General features: G+C 66.0%; 12 protein-coding genes, 3 tRNA genes and 3 pseudogenes. 11 read left to right on the top strand and 7 right to left on the bottom strand.

The features are described 5' to 3' along the window. Positions 1–446 precede the first annotated feature (446 nt). Both H5395_RS16130 and H5395_RS16135 read left to right on the top strand, forming a co-directional pair. Positions 447–1,481, top strand: coding sequence for an IS110 family transposase (locus H5395_RS16130; RefSeq protein WP_182793574.1), 1,035 nt, complete (start codon positions 447–449; stop codon positions 1,479–1,481). 283 nt (positions 1,482–1,764) lie between these two features. Next, positions 1,765–1,986, top strand: coding sequence for a hypothetical protein (locus H5395_RS16135; RefSeq protein WP_182793575.1), 222 nt, complete (start codon positions 1,765–1,767; stop codon positions 1,984–1,986). A 362-nt stretch (positions 1,987–2,348) separates the two neighbouring features. Here H5395_RS16135 and H5395_RS16140 read toward each other — a convergent pair whose 3' ends face one another. Both H5395_RS16140 and H5395_RS16145 read right to left on the bottom strand, forming a co-directional pair. Continuing rightward, positions 2,349–3,056: a type 1 glutamine amidotransferase domain-containing protein gene (locus H5395_RS16140; RefSeq protein WP_182793576.1), complete on the bottom strand. Its 708-nt coding sequence runs from the start codon at positions 3,054–3,056 to the stop codon at positions 2,349–2,351. 162 nt (positions 3,057–3,218) lie between these two features. After that, positions 3,219–5,597: an AI-2E family transporter gene (locus H5395_RS16145; protein WP_182793577.1), complete on the bottom strand. Its 2,379-nt coding sequence runs from the start codon at positions 5,595–5,597 to the stop codon at positions 3,219–3,221. Between the two features lie 219 nt (positions 5,598–5,816). Here H5395_RS16145 and H5395_RS16150 point away from each other — a divergent pair, with 219 nt between their 5' ends. From H5395_RS16150 to H5395_RS16155, 3 genes and pseudogenes are all read left to right on the top strand, one after another. Further along, positions 5,817–5,984: a hypothetical protein gene (locus H5395_RS16150; RefSeq protein ID WP_182793578.1), complete on the top strand. Its 168-nt coding sequence runs from the start codon at positions 5,817–5,819 to the stop codon at positions 5,982–5,984. Between the two features lie 156 nt (positions 5,985–6,140). After that, a pseudogene (locus H5395_RS19110) lies at positions 6,141–6,248 on the top strand (hypothetical protein); the annotation flags it as partial. A gap of 77 nt (positions 6,249–6,325) precedes the next feature. Next, a pseudogene (locus H5395_RS16155) lies at positions 6,326–6,847 on the top strand (ABC transporter substrate-binding protein); the annotation flags it as partial. Between the two features lie 27 nt (positions 6,848–6,874). Here H5395_RS16155 and H5395_RS19115 read toward each other — a convergent pair. Continuing rightward, positions 6,875–7,039: a hypothetical protein gene (locus H5395_RS19115; protein WP_255440757.1), complete on the bottom strand. Its 165-nt coding sequence runs from the start codon at positions 7,037–7,039 to the stop codon at positions 6,875–6,877. An 8-nt stretch (positions 7,040–7,047) separates the two neighbouring features. Between H5395_RS19115 and H5395_RS19120 the strand changes: the two genes are divergently transcribed. The 4 genes and pseudogenes from H5395_RS19120 (at position 7,048) to H5395_RS16175 (ending at position 9,506) form a co-directional block, all read left to right on the top strand. Continuing rightward, on the top strand, positions 7,048–7,257 hold the full coding sequence (locus H5395_RS19120; RefSeq protein WP_234450912.1) for a hypothetical protein: 210 nt from the start codon (positions 7,048–7,050) through the stop codon (positions 7,255–7,257). Positions 7,258–7,358: 101 nt separating this feature from the next. Beyond that, complete coding sequence (locus tag H5395_RS19125) at positions 7,359–7,772, top strand: hypothetical protein (RefSeq protein ID WP_370576488.1); 414 nt, start codon at positions 7,359–7,361, stop codon at positions 7,770–7,772. A gap of 16 nt (positions 7,773–7,788) precedes the next feature. Next, a pseudogene (locus H5395_RS19130) lies at positions 7,789–8,622 on the top strand (benzoate/H(+) symporter BenE family transporter). A gap of 29 nt (positions 8,623–8,651) precedes the next feature. Further along, positions 8,652–9,506, top strand: a complete 855-nt coding sequence (locus H5395_RS16175) for a 3-keto-5-aminohexanoate cleavage protein (RefSeq protein WP_182793580.1) — start codon at positions 8,652–8,654, stop codon at positions 9,504–9,506. Positions 9,507–9,897: 391 nt separating this feature from the next. Here the strand turns inward: H5395_RS16175 and H5395_RS16180 are convergent. From H5395_RS16180 to H5395_RS16195, 4 genes are all read right to left on the bottom strand, one after another. Further along, positions 9,898–9,972 (bottom strand) — tRNA-Val (locus H5395_RS16180). A gap of 211 nt (positions 9,973–10,183) precedes the next feature. Next, positions 10,184–10,258, bottom strand: a tRNA-Val gene (locus H5395_RS16185). 572 nt (positions 10,259–10,830) lie between these two features. Beyond that, positions 10,831–13,248: an endopeptidase La gene (gene lon, locus H5395_RS16190; protein ID WP_182793581.1), complete on the bottom strand. Its 2,418-nt coding sequence runs from the start codon at positions 13,246–13,248 to the stop codon at positions 10,831–10,833. A gap of 158 nt (positions 13,249–13,406) precedes the next feature. Further along, complete coding sequence (locus H5395_RS16195; RefSeq protein WP_182793582.1) at positions 13,407–14,744, bottom strand: ATP-binding protein; 1,338 nt, start codon at positions 14,742–14,744, stop codon at positions 13,407–13,409. Positions 14,745–14,790: 46 nt separating this feature from the next. On the opposite strand from H5395_RS16195, the gene H5395_RS16200 reads away from it, so the two are divergent. Both H5395_RS16200 and H5395_RS16205 read left to right on the top strand, forming a co-directional pair. Next, positions 14,791–15,651 carry an MBL fold metallo-hydrolase gene (locus tag H5395_RS16200; protein ID WP_182793583.1) on the top strand — a complete coding sequence of 287 codons (861 nt, stop codon included), beginning with the start codon at positions 14,791–14,793 and terminating at the stop codon, positions 15,649–15,651. A 72-nt stretch (positions 15,652–15,723) separates the two neighbouring features. After that, positions 15,724–15,798: transfer RNA gene (locus H5395_RS16205), tRNA-Asn, on the top strand. Positions 15,799–16,071 lie beyond the last annotated feature (273 nt).

Here is a 16,071-nt window from a genome sequence, read left to right on the forward strand (position 1 = left end):
ATCCGGTTCAGCTCGCGTTCGCTCATCACCAGCCATCCCATGTTCGTCCCCCGAGGATCATGCTTCAACCGGGGGAGAGTGACATTCCTGCTTTGCTCAGCGGTGACATTTTAGCTTTGCGCGTATAACATGATTTTTTATAAAGAATTTTATAGTCATGCTGTTTGTTTGGTCTGGAGAGAAAGATTCAGAATTTAAAGATTCAGAATTTGTTGCAGAGCTTCCGGTGACGGGATGGAGGCTGGAGTACAGGTGAATTCAACCACCTGCGTGATTGACCACTCGGTTGATCAGTCGTCTGGCGCGAATTCTGGTGCTTGAGCATGGCTGACGAACTTACCACGTCAAGCTGACGCTGGCCGTCTGCGGCTTTGATGATGGGTTGGGTAGCCCCTTCTGACGGCACTTGTGCCACTGTGGTCCGGACGGATCAGGGGGGTATGGCTATGAAGGAAGCATCGATCATCGGCGTCGACCTGGCCAAGCACGTCTTTCAGCTGCACGGTGCCACGGCCGAGGGCGAGGTCGTGTTCCGCAAGAAGCTGTCGCGCAAGCAGTTTGTCGCCTTCATGCGGGTGCAGCCCGGGTGCTGCGTGGCGATGGAAGCATGCGCCACGGCCCATCACTGGGCACGAACCTTGATGGGTCTGGGGCACGAGGTGCGCCTGATCGCGCCGAAGTTCGTCAAGCCGTATGTGAAGAATCGGAAGAACGACATGGCGGACGCCGAGGCGATCACGGAGGCCGCCAGTCGGCCGACGATGCGCTTTGTCGAGGTGAAGACGCCGGAGCAGCAGGGACTGGGCATGATCTTCAGATTGCGGGATCTGCTGGTCGGGCAGCGGACGCAGACGATCAATGCCCTGCGCGGCCATCTCGCCGAGTTCGGGCTCGTCACTGGCAAAGGGCGAGAGAATGTCGACCCGCTGCGGTCGGCCTTGGAGCGGGACGAGGAAGCCACGGATCTCCCTGTCGCCGTTCATCACATGGCGCAGATCTGCTTTGCCCAGATCGATGACCTGTCCCGGCGCATCGCGGAACTTGAGGCAGAGATCGCGGCGGCCAGTCGGCGCTCGCGGTTCTCTGCGCGCCTGCAGACGATGCCGGGTGTCGGCCCCGTCATCTCGATGGCGCTGGCTGCCTTTGCCCCGCCGATGGAGAGTTTCCGTCGAGGGCGCGACTTCCCGGCCTGGTTGGGGCTTGTGTCCAGACAGCACTCCAGCGGCAGCAAGCAAAGGCTCGGGCGCACGAGCAAGTCCGGCCAGCGCGACATCCGGCGCCTGCTGATCATCGGCGCGATGGCGGTGATTTCCGGAGCCAAGGCTCGGCCACGGGCGGAGAACTCCTGGCTGGGCCGTATCCTCGCCCGGAAGCCGAGAATGCTGGCGGCAATTGCACCGGCGAACAAGATGGCCCGCATGCTGTGGGCCATGATCACGAAGGATGACGAGTTTCGAGGGGGACCGCTTCTGGCGCATTGATGAGGAACCAGAAGCCCCACCTCGAAAGTGCGGCAGAAGCTGAAGCTTGTATGACATCGATCGAACGGATCAGGGCTGGGAAAATCAGTGTCACATGGAGAGCTTCGAGCTCGGTCTGATGTTTTGATCCTGACCCGCGGATCCCATACCGGCCAAGGGCCATGCGCCCCGAGAAAAGGCCTGACACATGGACGCATTCGTTCGTATCATTCCGGCTGAGGCGACAGCTCGCTAAACCCGGGGCGACCCACACAGGATGTGACCGCCCCCCGACGGCATCGCTGTGCCAAGATGGATCTGCAAGGATCCACAAAGGGGAGGCGGTCTCATCAGCGATCTGCTTCCGCACTCCCCCGGCGGCGCCCCGTTCGAGATCGCGACCAGCGAGCCGGGCTTTGCCCGCGACGAGGATGTGTCCCATCCGGGCGAAAGGCTGCAAATCCCCGGCCAGCCTGCCCATCTGCGCGGTCGGGTCGAGAAGCTGCTGACCACGCCGGACGGCTGAACCCCTGACACGCCCGCCAGGAGGACCGGCAAGCGCACTGCAGCCTTCGTCGGGGGCGGGAACAATTCAGGGCGCCCAGAATAGTTGCGCCGCCACAGACCCGTCAGGAGTCCCCCATGACTGAACGCGTCAGGAATCCGGGAATTGCGCTGCGGAAAGCGGACCCGCCAGGAAGACGGGCTTGATGACGGACGAGCCGGCTCGCGGCTGGCGCGTGCGTGGGCGCAGCCAAGGATGCTGGACGCCGCAGCACTCGCCGACAAGATGGCGCGCATGGTCCTGACCATGCCTTGGCAGGAGGGACATCGCCGAGCGGCAGCCTGTTCTGTCGGCGCCGCGGGCCGGATCGGTCCACCTGATCGTCAGGTCCGCTTCGCCCCGTCGATCGCATCGAGGACCAGCCTTGCGACCGGCTCGGCCGAGGCGGGGTTCTGGCCGGTGACCAGGTTGCCGTCGCGGATGGCGAAGGGCTCGAAATCCGGGCCGGCTTCGATCCTGGCGCCCAGTTCCTTCAGCCGCGTCGTCAGCAGGAACGGGACGGCATCCTCAAGGCCCACCGCCCGCTCTTCGCTGTCGGTAAAGGCGGCCACGCGGCGGCCGGCGACGACGGGCGTGCCATCCGCGCGGCGGGCGCCCACCAGCCCGGCAGGACCGTGGCAGACAGCGGCGACGACCTTGCCGGCCCCATCGAAGTCGGCCACCAGCTTCGCCAGCGCCTCGCTGTCGGGATAGTCGAACATCGTCCCGTGGCCGCCCGGCAGGACGATGGCGTCGAAGCCAGAGGTGTCCAGCGTATCGAACCGCGGCGTATCGGCGATGAGGGATTGGAACCCGGGGTCATCCAGGGCGCGTTCGACCGAGGCGTCATTCTCGCCAGCGGGCTTCATGCTGCTCGGGTCCACCGGCACCTTGCCGCCCGCGATAGAGGCAAGCGTCACCTCGGCGCCCGCATCGAGAAAGGCGTAGAAGGGCGTCGTCAGTTCCTCAAGCCAGAGGCCCGTGGGCTTGTCGCTGCCGGTCATGGTGGCGGCAGAGGTGGCGATGATGAGGATACGCGGTCTGGTCTGCATGGGGAGATGCCTTTTTCAACGGATCGCTTGAAAGCGGGGTTTGTGGCTGCATCATCCGGTACCGGATCGAAGTCCAGCACATGGCGGACAGGGCAGGTCAGCGGGCGCGGCTTCTGTCGCAGGGCGGCGCAGCAGTCCGGCCCCATGGTCAGGCCTGCGCCGTCATTCCGGCACCTTCTGGCCGATCGTGGCGGAAACGGCGGGCTTCTGCGGCTCGCTGATCGGCGCGGCTTCCTCGCCGGTCAGCCGCTCGGCCACCTCGGCCGCAAGCGTTTCCAGCAGCCGCAGTTCCTCGTCGTCCAGTTCCCGCACCTCGTCGTGGATCAGGCACAAGGCGCCCAGCACAACGCCGTCGGCCTGCCGCACCGGTGCGGCGGCCAGCGCCCGCGCGGACCAGCGGTGCAGGATCTGGTTTTCCGACAGGTTGGGGTCGCGCTCGATGTCGGGCACCATCAGCGGCCCGGCATCGGCCAGAAGCTGCGCCGACAGGGGCGCGCCTGCGGGCAGCAGGATCAGGTCCCGCCCGTCGGTCGTCCGCGCGCCGGGCAGGTCGCGGCTCGCGCCGATCACCAGTTCATGGTCGCCTTCGAGGGCGACGATCACCGCGGTCTTCATGTCGAACACATCGGCCGCCCGGAGCGCGTAGTCGTTCAGGTCCTCGCGCAGATCGGGGTCCTCGAGCTTCACGCCCCGAAGGGTCTCGTTCCGCAGCGTGGCCGCCTGCGGGTCCTGCACGACCTCGACCCCGGCACCCGCCGTGTCCTTTGCCAAGAGGGCGATGCGCCCCACGGCCTCCTTGATCGAGGCCACCACCGCATCGGCGCCCAGGGCCTCGCGCCGCTGCTTGTCAAGGGCGTCGGCCGGCACACCCCAGAGACCGAGCACGACCTTGACCTCTGGCCAGCGGGCGCGGATGCGGCGGGTGAGGTTCCGGGCGGCGGCGTCCGGCTCGCGGCTGAAGAAGCTCAGCAGGACGACCTGCACCCCTTCAAGATCAAGCCCCGCGACATAGCGCGAGGTGACGCTGCCAGAGGCCCGCACCACCGTTGGCAGCCCGTCAAGCTGCAGGCTGTGGGCCAGCATCTCGCAGGCCTGACGGTCGATCTCCCACTTGCCGGCGATGCAGGCGACGCGGGGGGCCGCGCCTTCCGGCAGGTCGGCGGGACGTTCGTCGCGGATATGTTCCAGCAGTTCGTCCATGCCGTTCGCGATCCGCAAGCGGTGCTCGGCGCGGGCGTTGTTGATATAGTCGAGGCTGGCCTGCCGCAGCACCTCCATGCCCTCGTCGTTGTAGAACTCGGTCACGGATTCCTCCTCGATCACGTCCTCGGCGATGTCGATGGCGTCGTCGGGGTCGTTGGCGATGAGGCGCTGGTAGATGCGCGTCTCGCGACTGAGCGCGGGACTGGACCCGAGCAGCGTTTCCAGGATGGACAACTGCGGGATATAGCGGCCCACGACCAGCAGGCAGACGGTCAGCGGCGTGGACAGGACCAGCCCGATCGGTCCCCAGATCGCGGTCCAGAAAGTCGCGGCGGCGATCAGCGACAGGACCGACAGCCCCGTGCTGGTGCCGTAAAGCAGCGGCTCGATGATGTTGTTCGACACCAGTTCCAGCACGAGGATCAGCCCGGCCGTCATCAGCACCATGTTCCAGCCCGGATCGACCGCAAAGGCGAGGCTGAGCGGAAACACCGCCGACAGGATCGGCCCGACATAGGGGATGAAGCGCATCACGGCGGCCAGCGTCCCCCACAGGATCCAGCCCGGCACGCCGATTGCCCAAAGTCCCAGCGCCATCGGGATCGCATAGGTGACGTTCACCACAAGCTGCATCAGCAGGTATTTCGAGATGCGCTTGCTGGCTTCCTCCAGCGCGTCGGTAGAGCGGTAGATGTTGCCGCCCAGCATCCGCAGCAGCCGGTCGCGCAGGTCGCCTTGGTCGAGCAGGATCAGCACCACGAAGACCAGCACGATGCCCGCCGTGGCGACCGGCGCAAGCAGCGGCGACAGCCACAGCATCGCGGTCGCGAAGGGCGAGACCGGCTCGGCGATGACGCGGACCCGCTGGGGCGCAATGTCGTTCTCTTCGCCGTCTCCGACGACCTCGGCCACTTCCTGCTGGACGGTGTCCACGGTCTGCAGCGCGCCTTCCAGGAAGCCCGGCCCTTCCATCTGCGCGCCCAGGTCCTTGATCTTGGCGCGGATGGTGGACTGATAGGTCGGCAGTTCGGCGCTGAGCGAGCGCACCTGCACCGCGACCACGGTGCCCAGCGCGCCCAGCACCGACAGCACCAGCCCCATGGCCAGCGCGACCGCAAGGATGCGCGACAGCCCGTGGCGAACCAGCCACTGCACCAGCGGTCCCAGCACGAAGCTGATGAGAAAGGCGACGGCCAGCGGGATCAGAACCACCTGCCCGAAGTAAAGGGCCGCGATCAGGATGGCCGCGATCACCAGTCCCGCGGCAAGGCGCAGGACATCGGTCTGCTGAGGCTGGGGCGACGGCTCGGCGCCGGGTGTTGGAAGGGGCAGGATCACATCGGCACCGCGCGGCTGAGAGCTTGTGCAGCCGCAACGCAATGTTGAAGCAAGTGGTTCACGCGCCACATTGCAGGAAAGACGCTTGCAGAAGGACGGCCCGCCTCACGCCAGGCAGGGTCATGGACCTGGCGAACCGGATTGGCAATGTGAACGTCGTCACCATCCTCGCCGCGGCCGATGACGCCCACGGCCGCAAGGGCTTCGTTACCGACCAACTTGTCAGAGAGCGACCTGAACGGCGGCGACTTGGACGTGTATCTCTGCGGCCCGCCACCGATGGTGAAAGCCGTGCGCCAGCACCTGAATGGCGCGGGCTTGACCCCCGTCAGCTTCCATTACGAGAAGTTCAATCCGATCGAGGCCCTCACCGAGGCTGCCGAATGAGCAGGCGTTTTGCCGGCAAGGTGATGGTCGTGACCGGCGCCGCGCAGGGCATCGGCGCACGGGTGGCAGAACGCGCCGCCGCCGAAAGGGCCGAGGTGCTGGTCGTGCACCGCTCGCCCCACCGCGACGAGGTGGGGGCAATACTTTGTCGATCAGGGCATCACCAAGGTCTTCACCGTCGCCTCCCACAATGCCGCGGGCCAGCAGATGATCGCGGCGCTTGGCAACGCCTTAACGGCGGCGGGCGGCGAGATCGTGGGGTAGGGGTTCACGCCCTTCCAGAAGAGCCAGAACTTCGGCCCTATCTCGCCAAAGCGAAATCCAGCGGCGCGCAGGCCGTCCATGCCTTCAATGCGGGCGGCAAGGCAATTTCCTTCGTCGAGCAATATGACAGCTTCGGGATGAAGGAGGCGCTGCCGCTGCATGGCGCGGGCTTCCTGACTTCGCTGCTCTACGTGGACGCACAGGGGCCTGCGGCCGAGGGCGTGGTGACGGCGCTGCATTATGTCTCCACCCTTGGGAACGAGGTCAACAGGCAGTTCGCCGAGGCCTTCAAGGCCAAGGCCGGGCACCCGCCCTCGGAATACGCGGTCCACTGCTATGACGCCACCAGTGCGCTGACCGAGGCCGTGAAATCCGGTGCGACCGACCGCGAATCTCTGGGCGCTGCGCTGCAGAAGACGAGCTTCGACGGACCCCGCGGCGCGACCGCGATCGACCCTGCCACCAACAACATCGTCCAGCCGATCTATGTCTGTAAGATGGTCGCGTGCGAAGGCGGTGCGCAGACCCAAAAGGTGCTGGCGGAACTGCCCGCCGCGGCCGACCCGGCCAACGGCTGCCAGATGGCGCTGATGAACTGATCCGGTGGCCTGCCTGAAGCAAACGCTTCAAGGCAGGGCCTTTCCACTTGGGGAGGATACGCCATGCAGGCCGATCTCGGCCTCCGGGTGCTGAGGAGGCTGATCGCGCTTCAGCTTCCCATGCTGATGTTTCTGATGTCGGTTGGCCTGACGGTGATCTTCCGGCTGATGCACCTCGTCAATCTGGCGCATGGCTGGCTTTGCGCGCTGGGCGCCTATGCGGCGGCGACCGCAAGGCCGCGATCGGCTTCTGGGGCGGGCTGGTGGTCGCGCCGCTGGCGGTCACGGCGCCGGGCGAGGTGCTGTATCTGGTCTTCATCCGCAAAATGCGACGGGTGGGGCTGAGGGCGCAGGTGCTGGTGACCTTCGGCCTGATCTTCGTCGTGCTGGATCTGACGCGCATCAGCTAGGGCTCGTATGCCTTGTCCGCCGCGATCCCGGCCGTGCTGGACGGGCGGCTTACGATCCTTGGCGTCGAATACCCGACCTGCCGCGTGTTCGTGATCACGCTGTGGCTGGCGATATGGGGGCGCTGGCGCTGGTCTTGGGCCGCGCCCAGATCATCGAGATGATCCGCGCGGGTGTGAACAACGATTCAATGGCCGCCTGCATGGGCATCGACGTGGGACAGATGTGCTTCTGCGACAGCTGCGACAGCTGCGCGCTGGCCGGGCTGGCGGGCGCGGCGCCGCTGCTGTCGGTGACGCCCGACATGGGGCTGAAAATCCTGATCCCGACGCTGATCGTGATCGTTATCGGAAGGCTCGGCAGCCTGAAAGGCGCGATCGCGGGGCCGCTTATCTACGGGGTCGTGCAGACCTTCGGCGCGGTGCTGTTCCCGCAACTCGCCTCGATCCTCATCTACGGGCTTCTGGCCGCGGTGCTGATCCTGCGCCCGGCGGGCCTGTTCCCGGCAAAGGGCTGATCCAATGTTCCGACACATGAGCCTGCGCTTCCGGATCACAGGACTTTTCGACCGGTTCGTGGCGGCGATCCCGAAACCCGCCGCCAAGGGCATGATGGCCGGCATCCTGTTCGGCTTCGCCCCGTCGGCGATGGGCGCGATCGGGACCGCGCCGCTGATCTTTGCGGTGCTGGTCGTCACCTGCCTGGTCTTTTCCGTGCTGCTGCCGCGCTGTGCGGTGGTCGTCATGCTGGCGGTCGGCCTGCTGCTGGCCTGGCTGATCAAGGGCGTGCCCATGGGCGATGTCCGCGCCACGCTGGCCCGGCCCGCGCTGACCTAGCCCAGATTCTCGGCCCCGGCGCTGGCGGGACTTGCGCTGCCCCTCATCCTGACCACCCTGATGGGCCAGTTTCTGCCCGGCACGGCGATCCTGCGGGCCAACGGCTATGATGTCGCCGCGCGCCCGGTGGTCGCGCTCTGGGCGCTGGCCTTGCTGCCCTCGGGGCTGTTGGGGGGATCACCACGACGCCCACCCGGACATGGGCACCGCTATGCCGCGGGGGGCGCCTGCGGGGCGTTCTTCCTGCTGGACAGACTGCTTGCCGGAACCATCGCGCAGTTGCTGAAGCATCTGCCGGTGGCGGTGATCGCGCTGCTGGCGGGCCTTGCCCTGCTGGGAGCCATCATGAAAAGCCTTCGAACGCTGTCCCCCGAGGGCAGCCCGGCCGACCGGCAGGCGGGGCTTCTCGCCTTCATGGTGACCAGCTCGAGCGTGTCGGTGATGGGCATCGGTTCGGCCTTCTGGGGCGTTGTCGTGGGGATCGCCGCCGTCGGTCTTTCCGCGCTGGCGGCCCGGGTGAAGCGAGCATGACGACACATCGGACAAGGGGAACGGAAACCATGACCCAGACCACCACACCGGCCGACAATCCCTGCATCATCTGCGTGGCGATCACCGGCAGCCTGCCCACCAAGGAGAACAACCCGGCGGTGCCGATCACCATCGCCGAACAGATCGAATCCACGCATGAGGCCTTCGAGGCCGGCGCCACCATCGCCCATTGCCACGTCCGCGACGATGACGGAAAGCCGACCTCGGACCCCGAGCGTTTCGCCCGGCTGAAGGAGGGGCTGGAACAGCACTGCCCCGGCCTGATCGTCCAGCTTTCGACCGGCGGTCGGTCGGGTGCCGGACAGTCTCGCGGCGGCATGTTGCCGCTGCGGCCCGACATGGCGTCGCTGTCGGTCGGCTCGAACAACTTTCCCACCCGCGTCTACGAGAACCCGCCGGACCTTGTGGACTGGCTCGCGTCCGAGATGCTGCGCTATGACATCAAGCCCGAGATCGAGGCTTTCGACCTCAGCCATATCGTGCAGGCGGCGCGGATGGCGCAGGATGGCCGGCTCAAGGGGCCGCTTTACGTCCAGTTCGTCATGGGGGTGAAGAACGCCATGCCCGCCGACGAGCCGATCTTCGATTTCTACATCGAGACGCTGAAGCGCCTGGCCCCCGACGCGCAATGGTGCGCCGCGGGGATCGGGGCGGATCAGCTGCGGATCAACGAATGGGCGGTGGCGAAAGGCGGCCATACCCGCACGGGGATGGAGGACAACGTCCGGCTGGATCGCGACAGGCTTGCGCCGTCCAACGCGGCGCTGGTCCGGCGGGTGGTCGGTCTGTGCGAGCGCCACGGCCGCCCCGTCGCGACCTGGCAGCAGGCCCGCTCGATCCTGGGGCTGCGGGACGCCGCCTGATCCGATGGCGATGTGCTGTGCCAGCCGCAGCAGCATCGCCGCCTTGCCCGTGGAAGGGCGGAGCTTGCCTTCGGTGTGGTTGCAGGACGCTGTCCGGTCTGACTGTTGCTCCACTTTGCCGGGGCCGTGGGGTTGGACCGGGATGGCTCTGAAAGTCCCGACTTGAGCATCAGTCGGCCTGATGGCGACAGTGGGGCGCATGACAGGCTGGTCGGGGTTCTGTCAGATTATGGAACGGCTTGCGAAGGTTTCGGCACAGGGCGATCAACAGGCGACAATGTTGCGGTTCTGGCTACGTGAAGCCGCCGGAAATCTTCCGCGTGCAGGCTCGGTCATCTTCGGAAAGCCGCTGGCAGGCTGAAGTTCGACCGGGTCCAGGAGAATGGAAAATTGGTGGGGCGGGAGGGGATCGAACCCCCGGCCAACGGCGTGTAAAGCCGTCGCTCTACCGCTGAGCTACCGCCCCGCTGCCGGTTCAATGAACCGTTGGCATGAGGGTGTAAAGGGCCTGCACTTGATGAATGCAGGGGGATGGATGGCAAGGCGGACCTGCAGCAATCCGGTCTGACGCCGAACAGGGATGCCCTGCAGGCCGCGGTTGGCGCTAATGGGGCATGATCAAGGCAGATCGGTCAAGGAAAAGGACCGCCTGCGCTGGCGCGGACGGTCCTGAATGATGGTGGGCGATAACGGATTTGAACCGCTGACATCTTCGATGTGAACGAAGCGCTCTACCGCTGAGCTAATCGCCCGGTGCCGCGCTAGATAGCGCCCTCGAATATCAACGGCAAGCCCTTTCTGCGGGGGTCGCGGCCGGTGCCCGACGCCGCGCCGGAACCTCGATGCGTATGCCGTTTTCCCGCAATTCGACCGTGCCTTGCGGAAAGAGGGCAGGGCCATGGCCTTGCCCCCGTCGGTCAAGCCTCGGGGCACGGTTCGGCCACGTCTTGATGACGCCGCAGGTCCGGGCGGGAGGGGGAACCTCGACCGCCACATGGGCCGGGCTGTCGCGCTTGTGCAGGACTCTGGTGGGGACAGCACCAGCTTGCGGCGCGGGATCGGAACGAGAGCTTTCTTGCAAGTCACCTTGCGGCGATCATGACAGAACCTGTCCTTCCGGCATTCTCGAATGCGGATAAGCCCGGAACCTGCTGCACGGCGGCAAACCATCAGGGTCGGAACAGATAGTTGAGCGATACGGGTTCCACAACGGATCGGCAGTAGCCGAAGCCGCATGGAATAAACTTTTCCTGCAGCGTGCAAACGGAAACACGCGCCCGATCGGGGCGCGTGTCTGCATTTTCATCACCGCTTTCGCAGTGGGTCAGTGTGCCGTCGGGCCGCTCAGGGGAAGGTCGGCGCGCAGGGCAGCAAGGCGCTTGACCTCGGCGGCCTCGTAAGCCGCCTCGTCCCATTCCACCGGCTCGGGCATCCGCACCAAGGCGTGGCGCAGCACCTCGCGGACATTCGAGACGGGGATGAGCGTCAGCCCCTCCTTCACGTTCGCCGGGATGTCGGCCAAGTCCTTCTCGTTCTCCTCGGGGATCAGCACCGTCTTGATGCCGCCCCGAAGCGCCGCGAGAAGCTTTTCCTTCAGCCCGCCGATGGGCAGCGCGTTGCCGCGCAGCGTGACCTCGCCGGTCATGGCGATATCCTTGCGGACCGGGATGCCGGTCATCACCGACACCACCGAGGTCACCATGGCCAGACCCGCCGAAGGCCCGTCCTTGGGCGTCGCGCCTTCCGGGACGTGGACGTGGATGTCGCGCTTGGAGAACTCGGGCGGGCTGATGCCCAGTTCGGGCGCAACCGACCGGACGAAGCTTGCGGCCGCGTCGATCGATTCCTTCATCACGTCGCCCAGTTTCCCGGTCGTCTTCATCACGCCCTTGCCGGGCAGCTTCAGCGCCTCGATCTGCAGCAGATCGCCGCCCGCCTGGGTATAGGCCAGACCCGTCACCACGCCGACCTGATCCTCCTTCTCGGCCAAGCCGTAGCGGTGGCGGCGGACGCCCAAGTATTCCTCGGCCTTCTCGGGTGTGACCTCGACCGACGTGACCTTGCCCTTGAGGATCTCGGTCACGGCCTTGCGGGCCAGCTTGGCGATTTCACGCTCCAGCGACCGCACCCCGGCTTCCCGCGTGTAGTAGCGGATCACATGGGTCAGCGCCTCGTCGGAAACCGAGAACTCGCCCTTCCTCAGACCGTTCGCCTTGATCTGCTTGGGCAGCAGGTGCCCGCGGGCGATCTCGCGCTTTTCGTCCTCGGTGTAGCCGGCCAGCGGGATGATCTCCATCCGGTCCAAGAGCGGCCCTGGCATGTTGTAGCTGTTGGCCGTGGTCAGGAACATCACGTTGGACAGGTCGTATTCCACCTCGAGATAGTGGTCCACGAAAGTCGCGTTCTGTTCTGGGTCCAGCACCTCCAGCATCGCCGAGGCCGGGTCGCCACGGAAGTCCTGACCCATCTTGTCGATCTCGTCGAGCAGGATCAGCGGGTTCGTGGTCTTGGCCTTCTTCAGCGCCTGGATGATCTTGCCGGGCATCGAGCCGATATAGGTCCGCCGGTGGCCCCGGATCTCGGATTCGTCGCGCACGCCGCCAAGCGAGATGCGGATGAACTCGCGCCCCGTGGCCTTCGCCACCGAACGGCCGAGCGAGGTCTTGCCGACGCCGGGCGGGCCGACGAGGCAGAGGATCGGGCCCTTCAGCTTGTCCGAGCGGTTCTGCACGGCAAGATACTCGACGATCCGTTCCTTGACTTTTTCAAGGCCGTAGTGGTCGGCGTCCAGCACCCGTTCGGCGGCCGCAAGGTCACGCTTGGTGCGCGACTTGACGCCCCAGGGCAGCGACAGCAGCCAGTCGAGATAGTTGCGGCTGACCGTGGCCTCGGCCGACATCGGCGACATCGACTTCAGCTTCTTCAGCTCGGCCTGCGCCTTTTCGCGCGCCTCCTTGCTGAACTTGGTCTTCTCGATCTTCTCTTCCAGCTCGGCGAGTTCGTTCTGGCCTTCGTCGCCATCGCCCAGCTCGCGCTGGATCGCCTTCATCTGCTCGTTGAGGTAATATTCGCGCTGCGTCTTCTCCATCTGGGTCTTGACGCGCGACTTGATCTTCTTCTCGACCTGCAGGACCGACATCTCGCCCTGCATCAGGCCATAGACCTTCTCAAGCCGCTCGGCGACGTCCAGCGTTTCCAGCAGTTCCTGCTTGCGGGCCACGTCGATCCCGAGATGCCCCGACACGAGGTCGGCCAGCCGGTGGGCGTCGCGTGCCTCGGCAACCGAGGTGACGGCTTCCTCGGGGATGTTCTTGCGGACCTTGACGTAACGCTCGAACTCTTCCGCAACGGTGCGGATCAGGGCGATGACGCTTTCGGCGTCGCCCTCGGTCTCGGCCAACGGTTCGGCAGAGGCCTGGAAATAGTCCTCGTTGGCAACGAATCCGGTGATCCGCACACGCTTCTGCCCCTCGACCAGCACCTTCACGGTGCCATCGGGCAGCTTCAGCAGTTGCAGCACATTCGCCAGCACGCCGGTCGTGAAGATGCCGTCGGTTTCCGGCTCGTCCACCGAGGCGTCCTTCTGGGCAGCCAGAAGGATCGGACGGTCCGCTTCCATCACGGCTTCCAGCGCGCGGACCGATTTTTCGCGGCCCACGAACAGCGGCACGATCATGTGGGGGAAGACCACGATGTCGCGCAGCGGAAGCACCGGATAGGTGGCCTGGGTCGTGTCGTTCATGAAGTATCCTTTCGTGCCCGGACCGGCGGCCCCCAAAGAACAGGCAGCGCGCCGGGCCTGCTTGGGACATATCTAGGAACCGCAGGCTTCTGCTGCAATGGCCCATCCGGGGACGCTGCGTTCCGACTTTCGGGGCATTTTATCGACAAGGACGAGACTCAGCGGGGAATCACGATCTCGGCCCTGAGCCCGCCCAGCCGGGCCTCGCTCAGGCGCAATTCGCCCCCGTGGGCGCGGGCGATGTCGGCGGCGATGGCAAGCCCCAGCCCCGCCCCCTGTCCCCGGTCCTGGTTGCGGGCCGCATCCAGCCGCACGAAGGGCCGGACCGCTTCCTCGCGCCGCTCGGGGGGGATGCCGGGGCCGTCATCCTCGACCGCGATGCGCAGGCTGCGCGAGGTCAGGACGGCCTCGACCTCGGCCCGAGAGCCGTAGCGCACGGCGTTGCCGACCAGGTTCCCGACCGCGCGGCGCAGTGCCTGCGGACGGATGACGGCGGTGGCGTCGGCGCTGTCCGAAGCAAAGCGGGTCAGCCTGACCGGCTGGCCGCCGCGCTGCGCGTCGCCCACGATCCCGTCCAGGAAATCGCGCATCGCCACCGTCTCGGGTCCGCCGTCCTGCGCCTCGGTCCGCGCGTGGTCCAGGAAGGCGTCGATCATCGTCCCCATCTCGGCCACGTCGCGTTCCATGTCGGCGATCTCGTCGCGTTCCGGGGGCAGGTCGGGGCCGAGCATCGACAACCCCAGCCGCAGGCGCGTCAGCGGCGTGCGCAAGTCATGGCTGATCCCCGACAGCATCATCCTGCGCTGCTCGTTCTGCCGCTCGATCCGTGCCCGCATCTCGACAAAGGCGCGGCCGGCGCTCCGGACCTCTGACGCACCAGCGGGGCGATAGGGCTTGACCTGCCCCCGCCCGTAGGCGTCGGCCGCATCGGCCAGCCGCCGGATCGGCCGCAACTGGTTGCGCAGGAAGACCGAGGCGATGGCCGTCATCAGCAGCGACGTCGCCACCATCAGCACCAGCAACTGGTGCGGGTTGGAAGGCGTCAGCCGCCGCCGCGGCAGTTCCAGCAGGAAGGGGCGGGGGCCGCCGACCAGCACCCTGACCCGCCGCAGGTCCCACAGGTCCACAGCCTCGACCGCAGGCAGGCGCCGGTGCATCTCGGCGATCACCACCCGGCCCGAAAAGTCGTAGAACCGGCGCCGCTCCTCGATGCCCCCAGGCGGGGGCAGTTCCAGCGTCAGGCCCAGTGGCACCGCGATCTCCTGCCCGGCGATCAGCGCCTGTGGGCCGTCGGGGGCAGACAGCACCCGGTCGGTGACCAGCGCGACCTCGGCCGCGGCGGTTTCCACCATCTGCTGCGTCACATCCTCGAAATGGCGTTGCAGGAACATGACCGTGACAACCAGCGTGATGACCACCACCGGCAGGAACAGGATCAGCGCCGCTCGTCCGTAAAGGCCGCGCGGCAGAAGATGCTTGAGCCAACTGGAAACCATGCTTGCCTCGCTTGCGTCCGGCCCGGCGCCGGTCCAGCCTAGGGGGATGAGCGAGACAGCGAAAGTGCGGGTGCTGCGTGCCCCCAACCCGTCGGCCATGACCGGACCGGGGACCAACAGCTTCCTGATCGGCGAGGAGGAGGTGGCCGTCATCGACCCCGGCCCCGACGATCCGGCGCATATCCGGGCGATCCTCGACACGGCCGAAGGGCGGATCTCGCATATCCTGCTGACCCACGCGCATCTGGATCACTCGGCCGGGGTCGCGCGGCTGGCACAGGCGACCGGAGCGCCCGTCTTTGCCTTCGGCCCTGCCATCGCCGGCCGCTCTCCGACCATGGAACGCTTGGCCGCGACCGGGCTGGTCGCAGGCGGCGAAGGCATCGACACGGCCTTCCAGCCCGACATCACCCTGCGCCATGGCGAGGTCCTGCAATCCTCGGACTGGACCATCGAGGCCCTGCACACCCCCGGCCACATCGGCAGCCACCTGAGCTTCCGCCTGGACGACGCGATCTTCTGCGGCGACCTGGTGATGGGATGGAGTACGACGCTGATCTCGCCCCCCGAAGGCGACCTGGTGGATTTCCTGCGCTCGCTGGATCTGCTGGGGCGGCTCGCCCCGCGTATCCTCTACCCTGCCCACGGCGATCCGGTGGCCAATCCCCTACAGCGGCTTGCAGAGCTTGCCGCCCACCGCCGCGCCCGCAGCGCCCAGATCATGGCCGCGCTGAGCCTTGGCCCGCAGACCGCGCGTGACCTTGCCGCCCGCATCTACGACATCCCCCCCGCCCTGGTGCCCGCCGCCGAGCGCAACGTGCTGGCCCATCTGCTGGCCTTGTGGGACCTGGGCGCGGTCCTCTGCGAAGGCCCGCCTGCCGCAGGTGCGGTCTGGCGCATCGCCTGATGGCGAACGGATAAAATTCTTCCCGAAGCCTCTGGACGCCCCCGAACGCGGGTGCTAGATGCCCTCCCGTGTTCCGGCGTAGCTCAGCGGTAGAGCAGTTGACTGTTAATCAATTGGTCGTAGGTTCGATCCCTACCGCCGGAGCCAAAATCCAGACAACTTCAACGTGTTACGATGCGAATGAAGTTTGTGCTTCTACCTCATTCTTGGCTTGTCACTGAATTTGTCATCGACTTTATCTCGGGGTATGGGAACGGCAAGGCAGGACTGTTGTTGAGAAATCACTGTCGGACGGTAATCCTCCCCGAAAGTAAGGGGCTTCATAAGTAGAATTTTCTCGGCAAGATGAACGAGGAGATTTCGAATGAAGACAAGCAGATACACTGAGGCTCAGATCATCGCGATCCTGCGGCAGGCTGA

Source organism: Paracoccus sp. MC1854 (genome assembly GCF_014164635.1).
In the GTDB taxonomy this organism is placed as follows: Bacteria; Pseudomonadota; Alphaproteobacteria; order Rhodobacterales; family Rhodobacteraceae; genus Paracoccus.

Excerpts from the sequence above, each read along its gene's own strand:
- H5395_RS16130 (WP_182793574.1), top strand. The coding sequence starts at position 447 with ATGAAGGAAGCATCGATCATCGGCGTCGACCTGGCCAAGCACGTCTTT.
- H5395_RS16140 (WP_182793576.1), bottom strand. The coding sequence starts at position 3,056 with ATGCAGACCAGACCGCGTATCCTCATCATCGCCACCTCTGCCGCCACC.
- H5395_RS19115 (WP_255440757.1), bottom strand. The coding sequence starts at position 7,039 with ATGCGCCAGATTGACGAGGTGCATCAGCCGGAAGATCACCGTCAGGCC.
- H5395_RS16175 (WP_182793580.1), top strand. The coding sequence starts at position 8,652 with ATGACCCAGACCACCACACCGGCCGACAATCCCTGCATCATCTGCGTG.
- lon (WP_182793581.1), bottom strand. The coding sequence starts at position 13,248 with ATGAACGACACGACCCAGGCCACCTATCCGGTGCTTCCGCTGCGCGAC.
- H5395_RS16195 (WP_182793582.1), bottom strand. The coding sequence starts at position 14,744 with ATGGTTTCCAGTTGGCTCAAGCATCTTCTGCCGCGCGGCCTTTACGGA.
- H5395_RS16200 (WP_182793583.1), top strand. The coding sequence starts at position 14,791 with ATGAGCGAGACAGCGAAAGTGCGGGTGCTGCGTGCCCCCAACCCGTCG.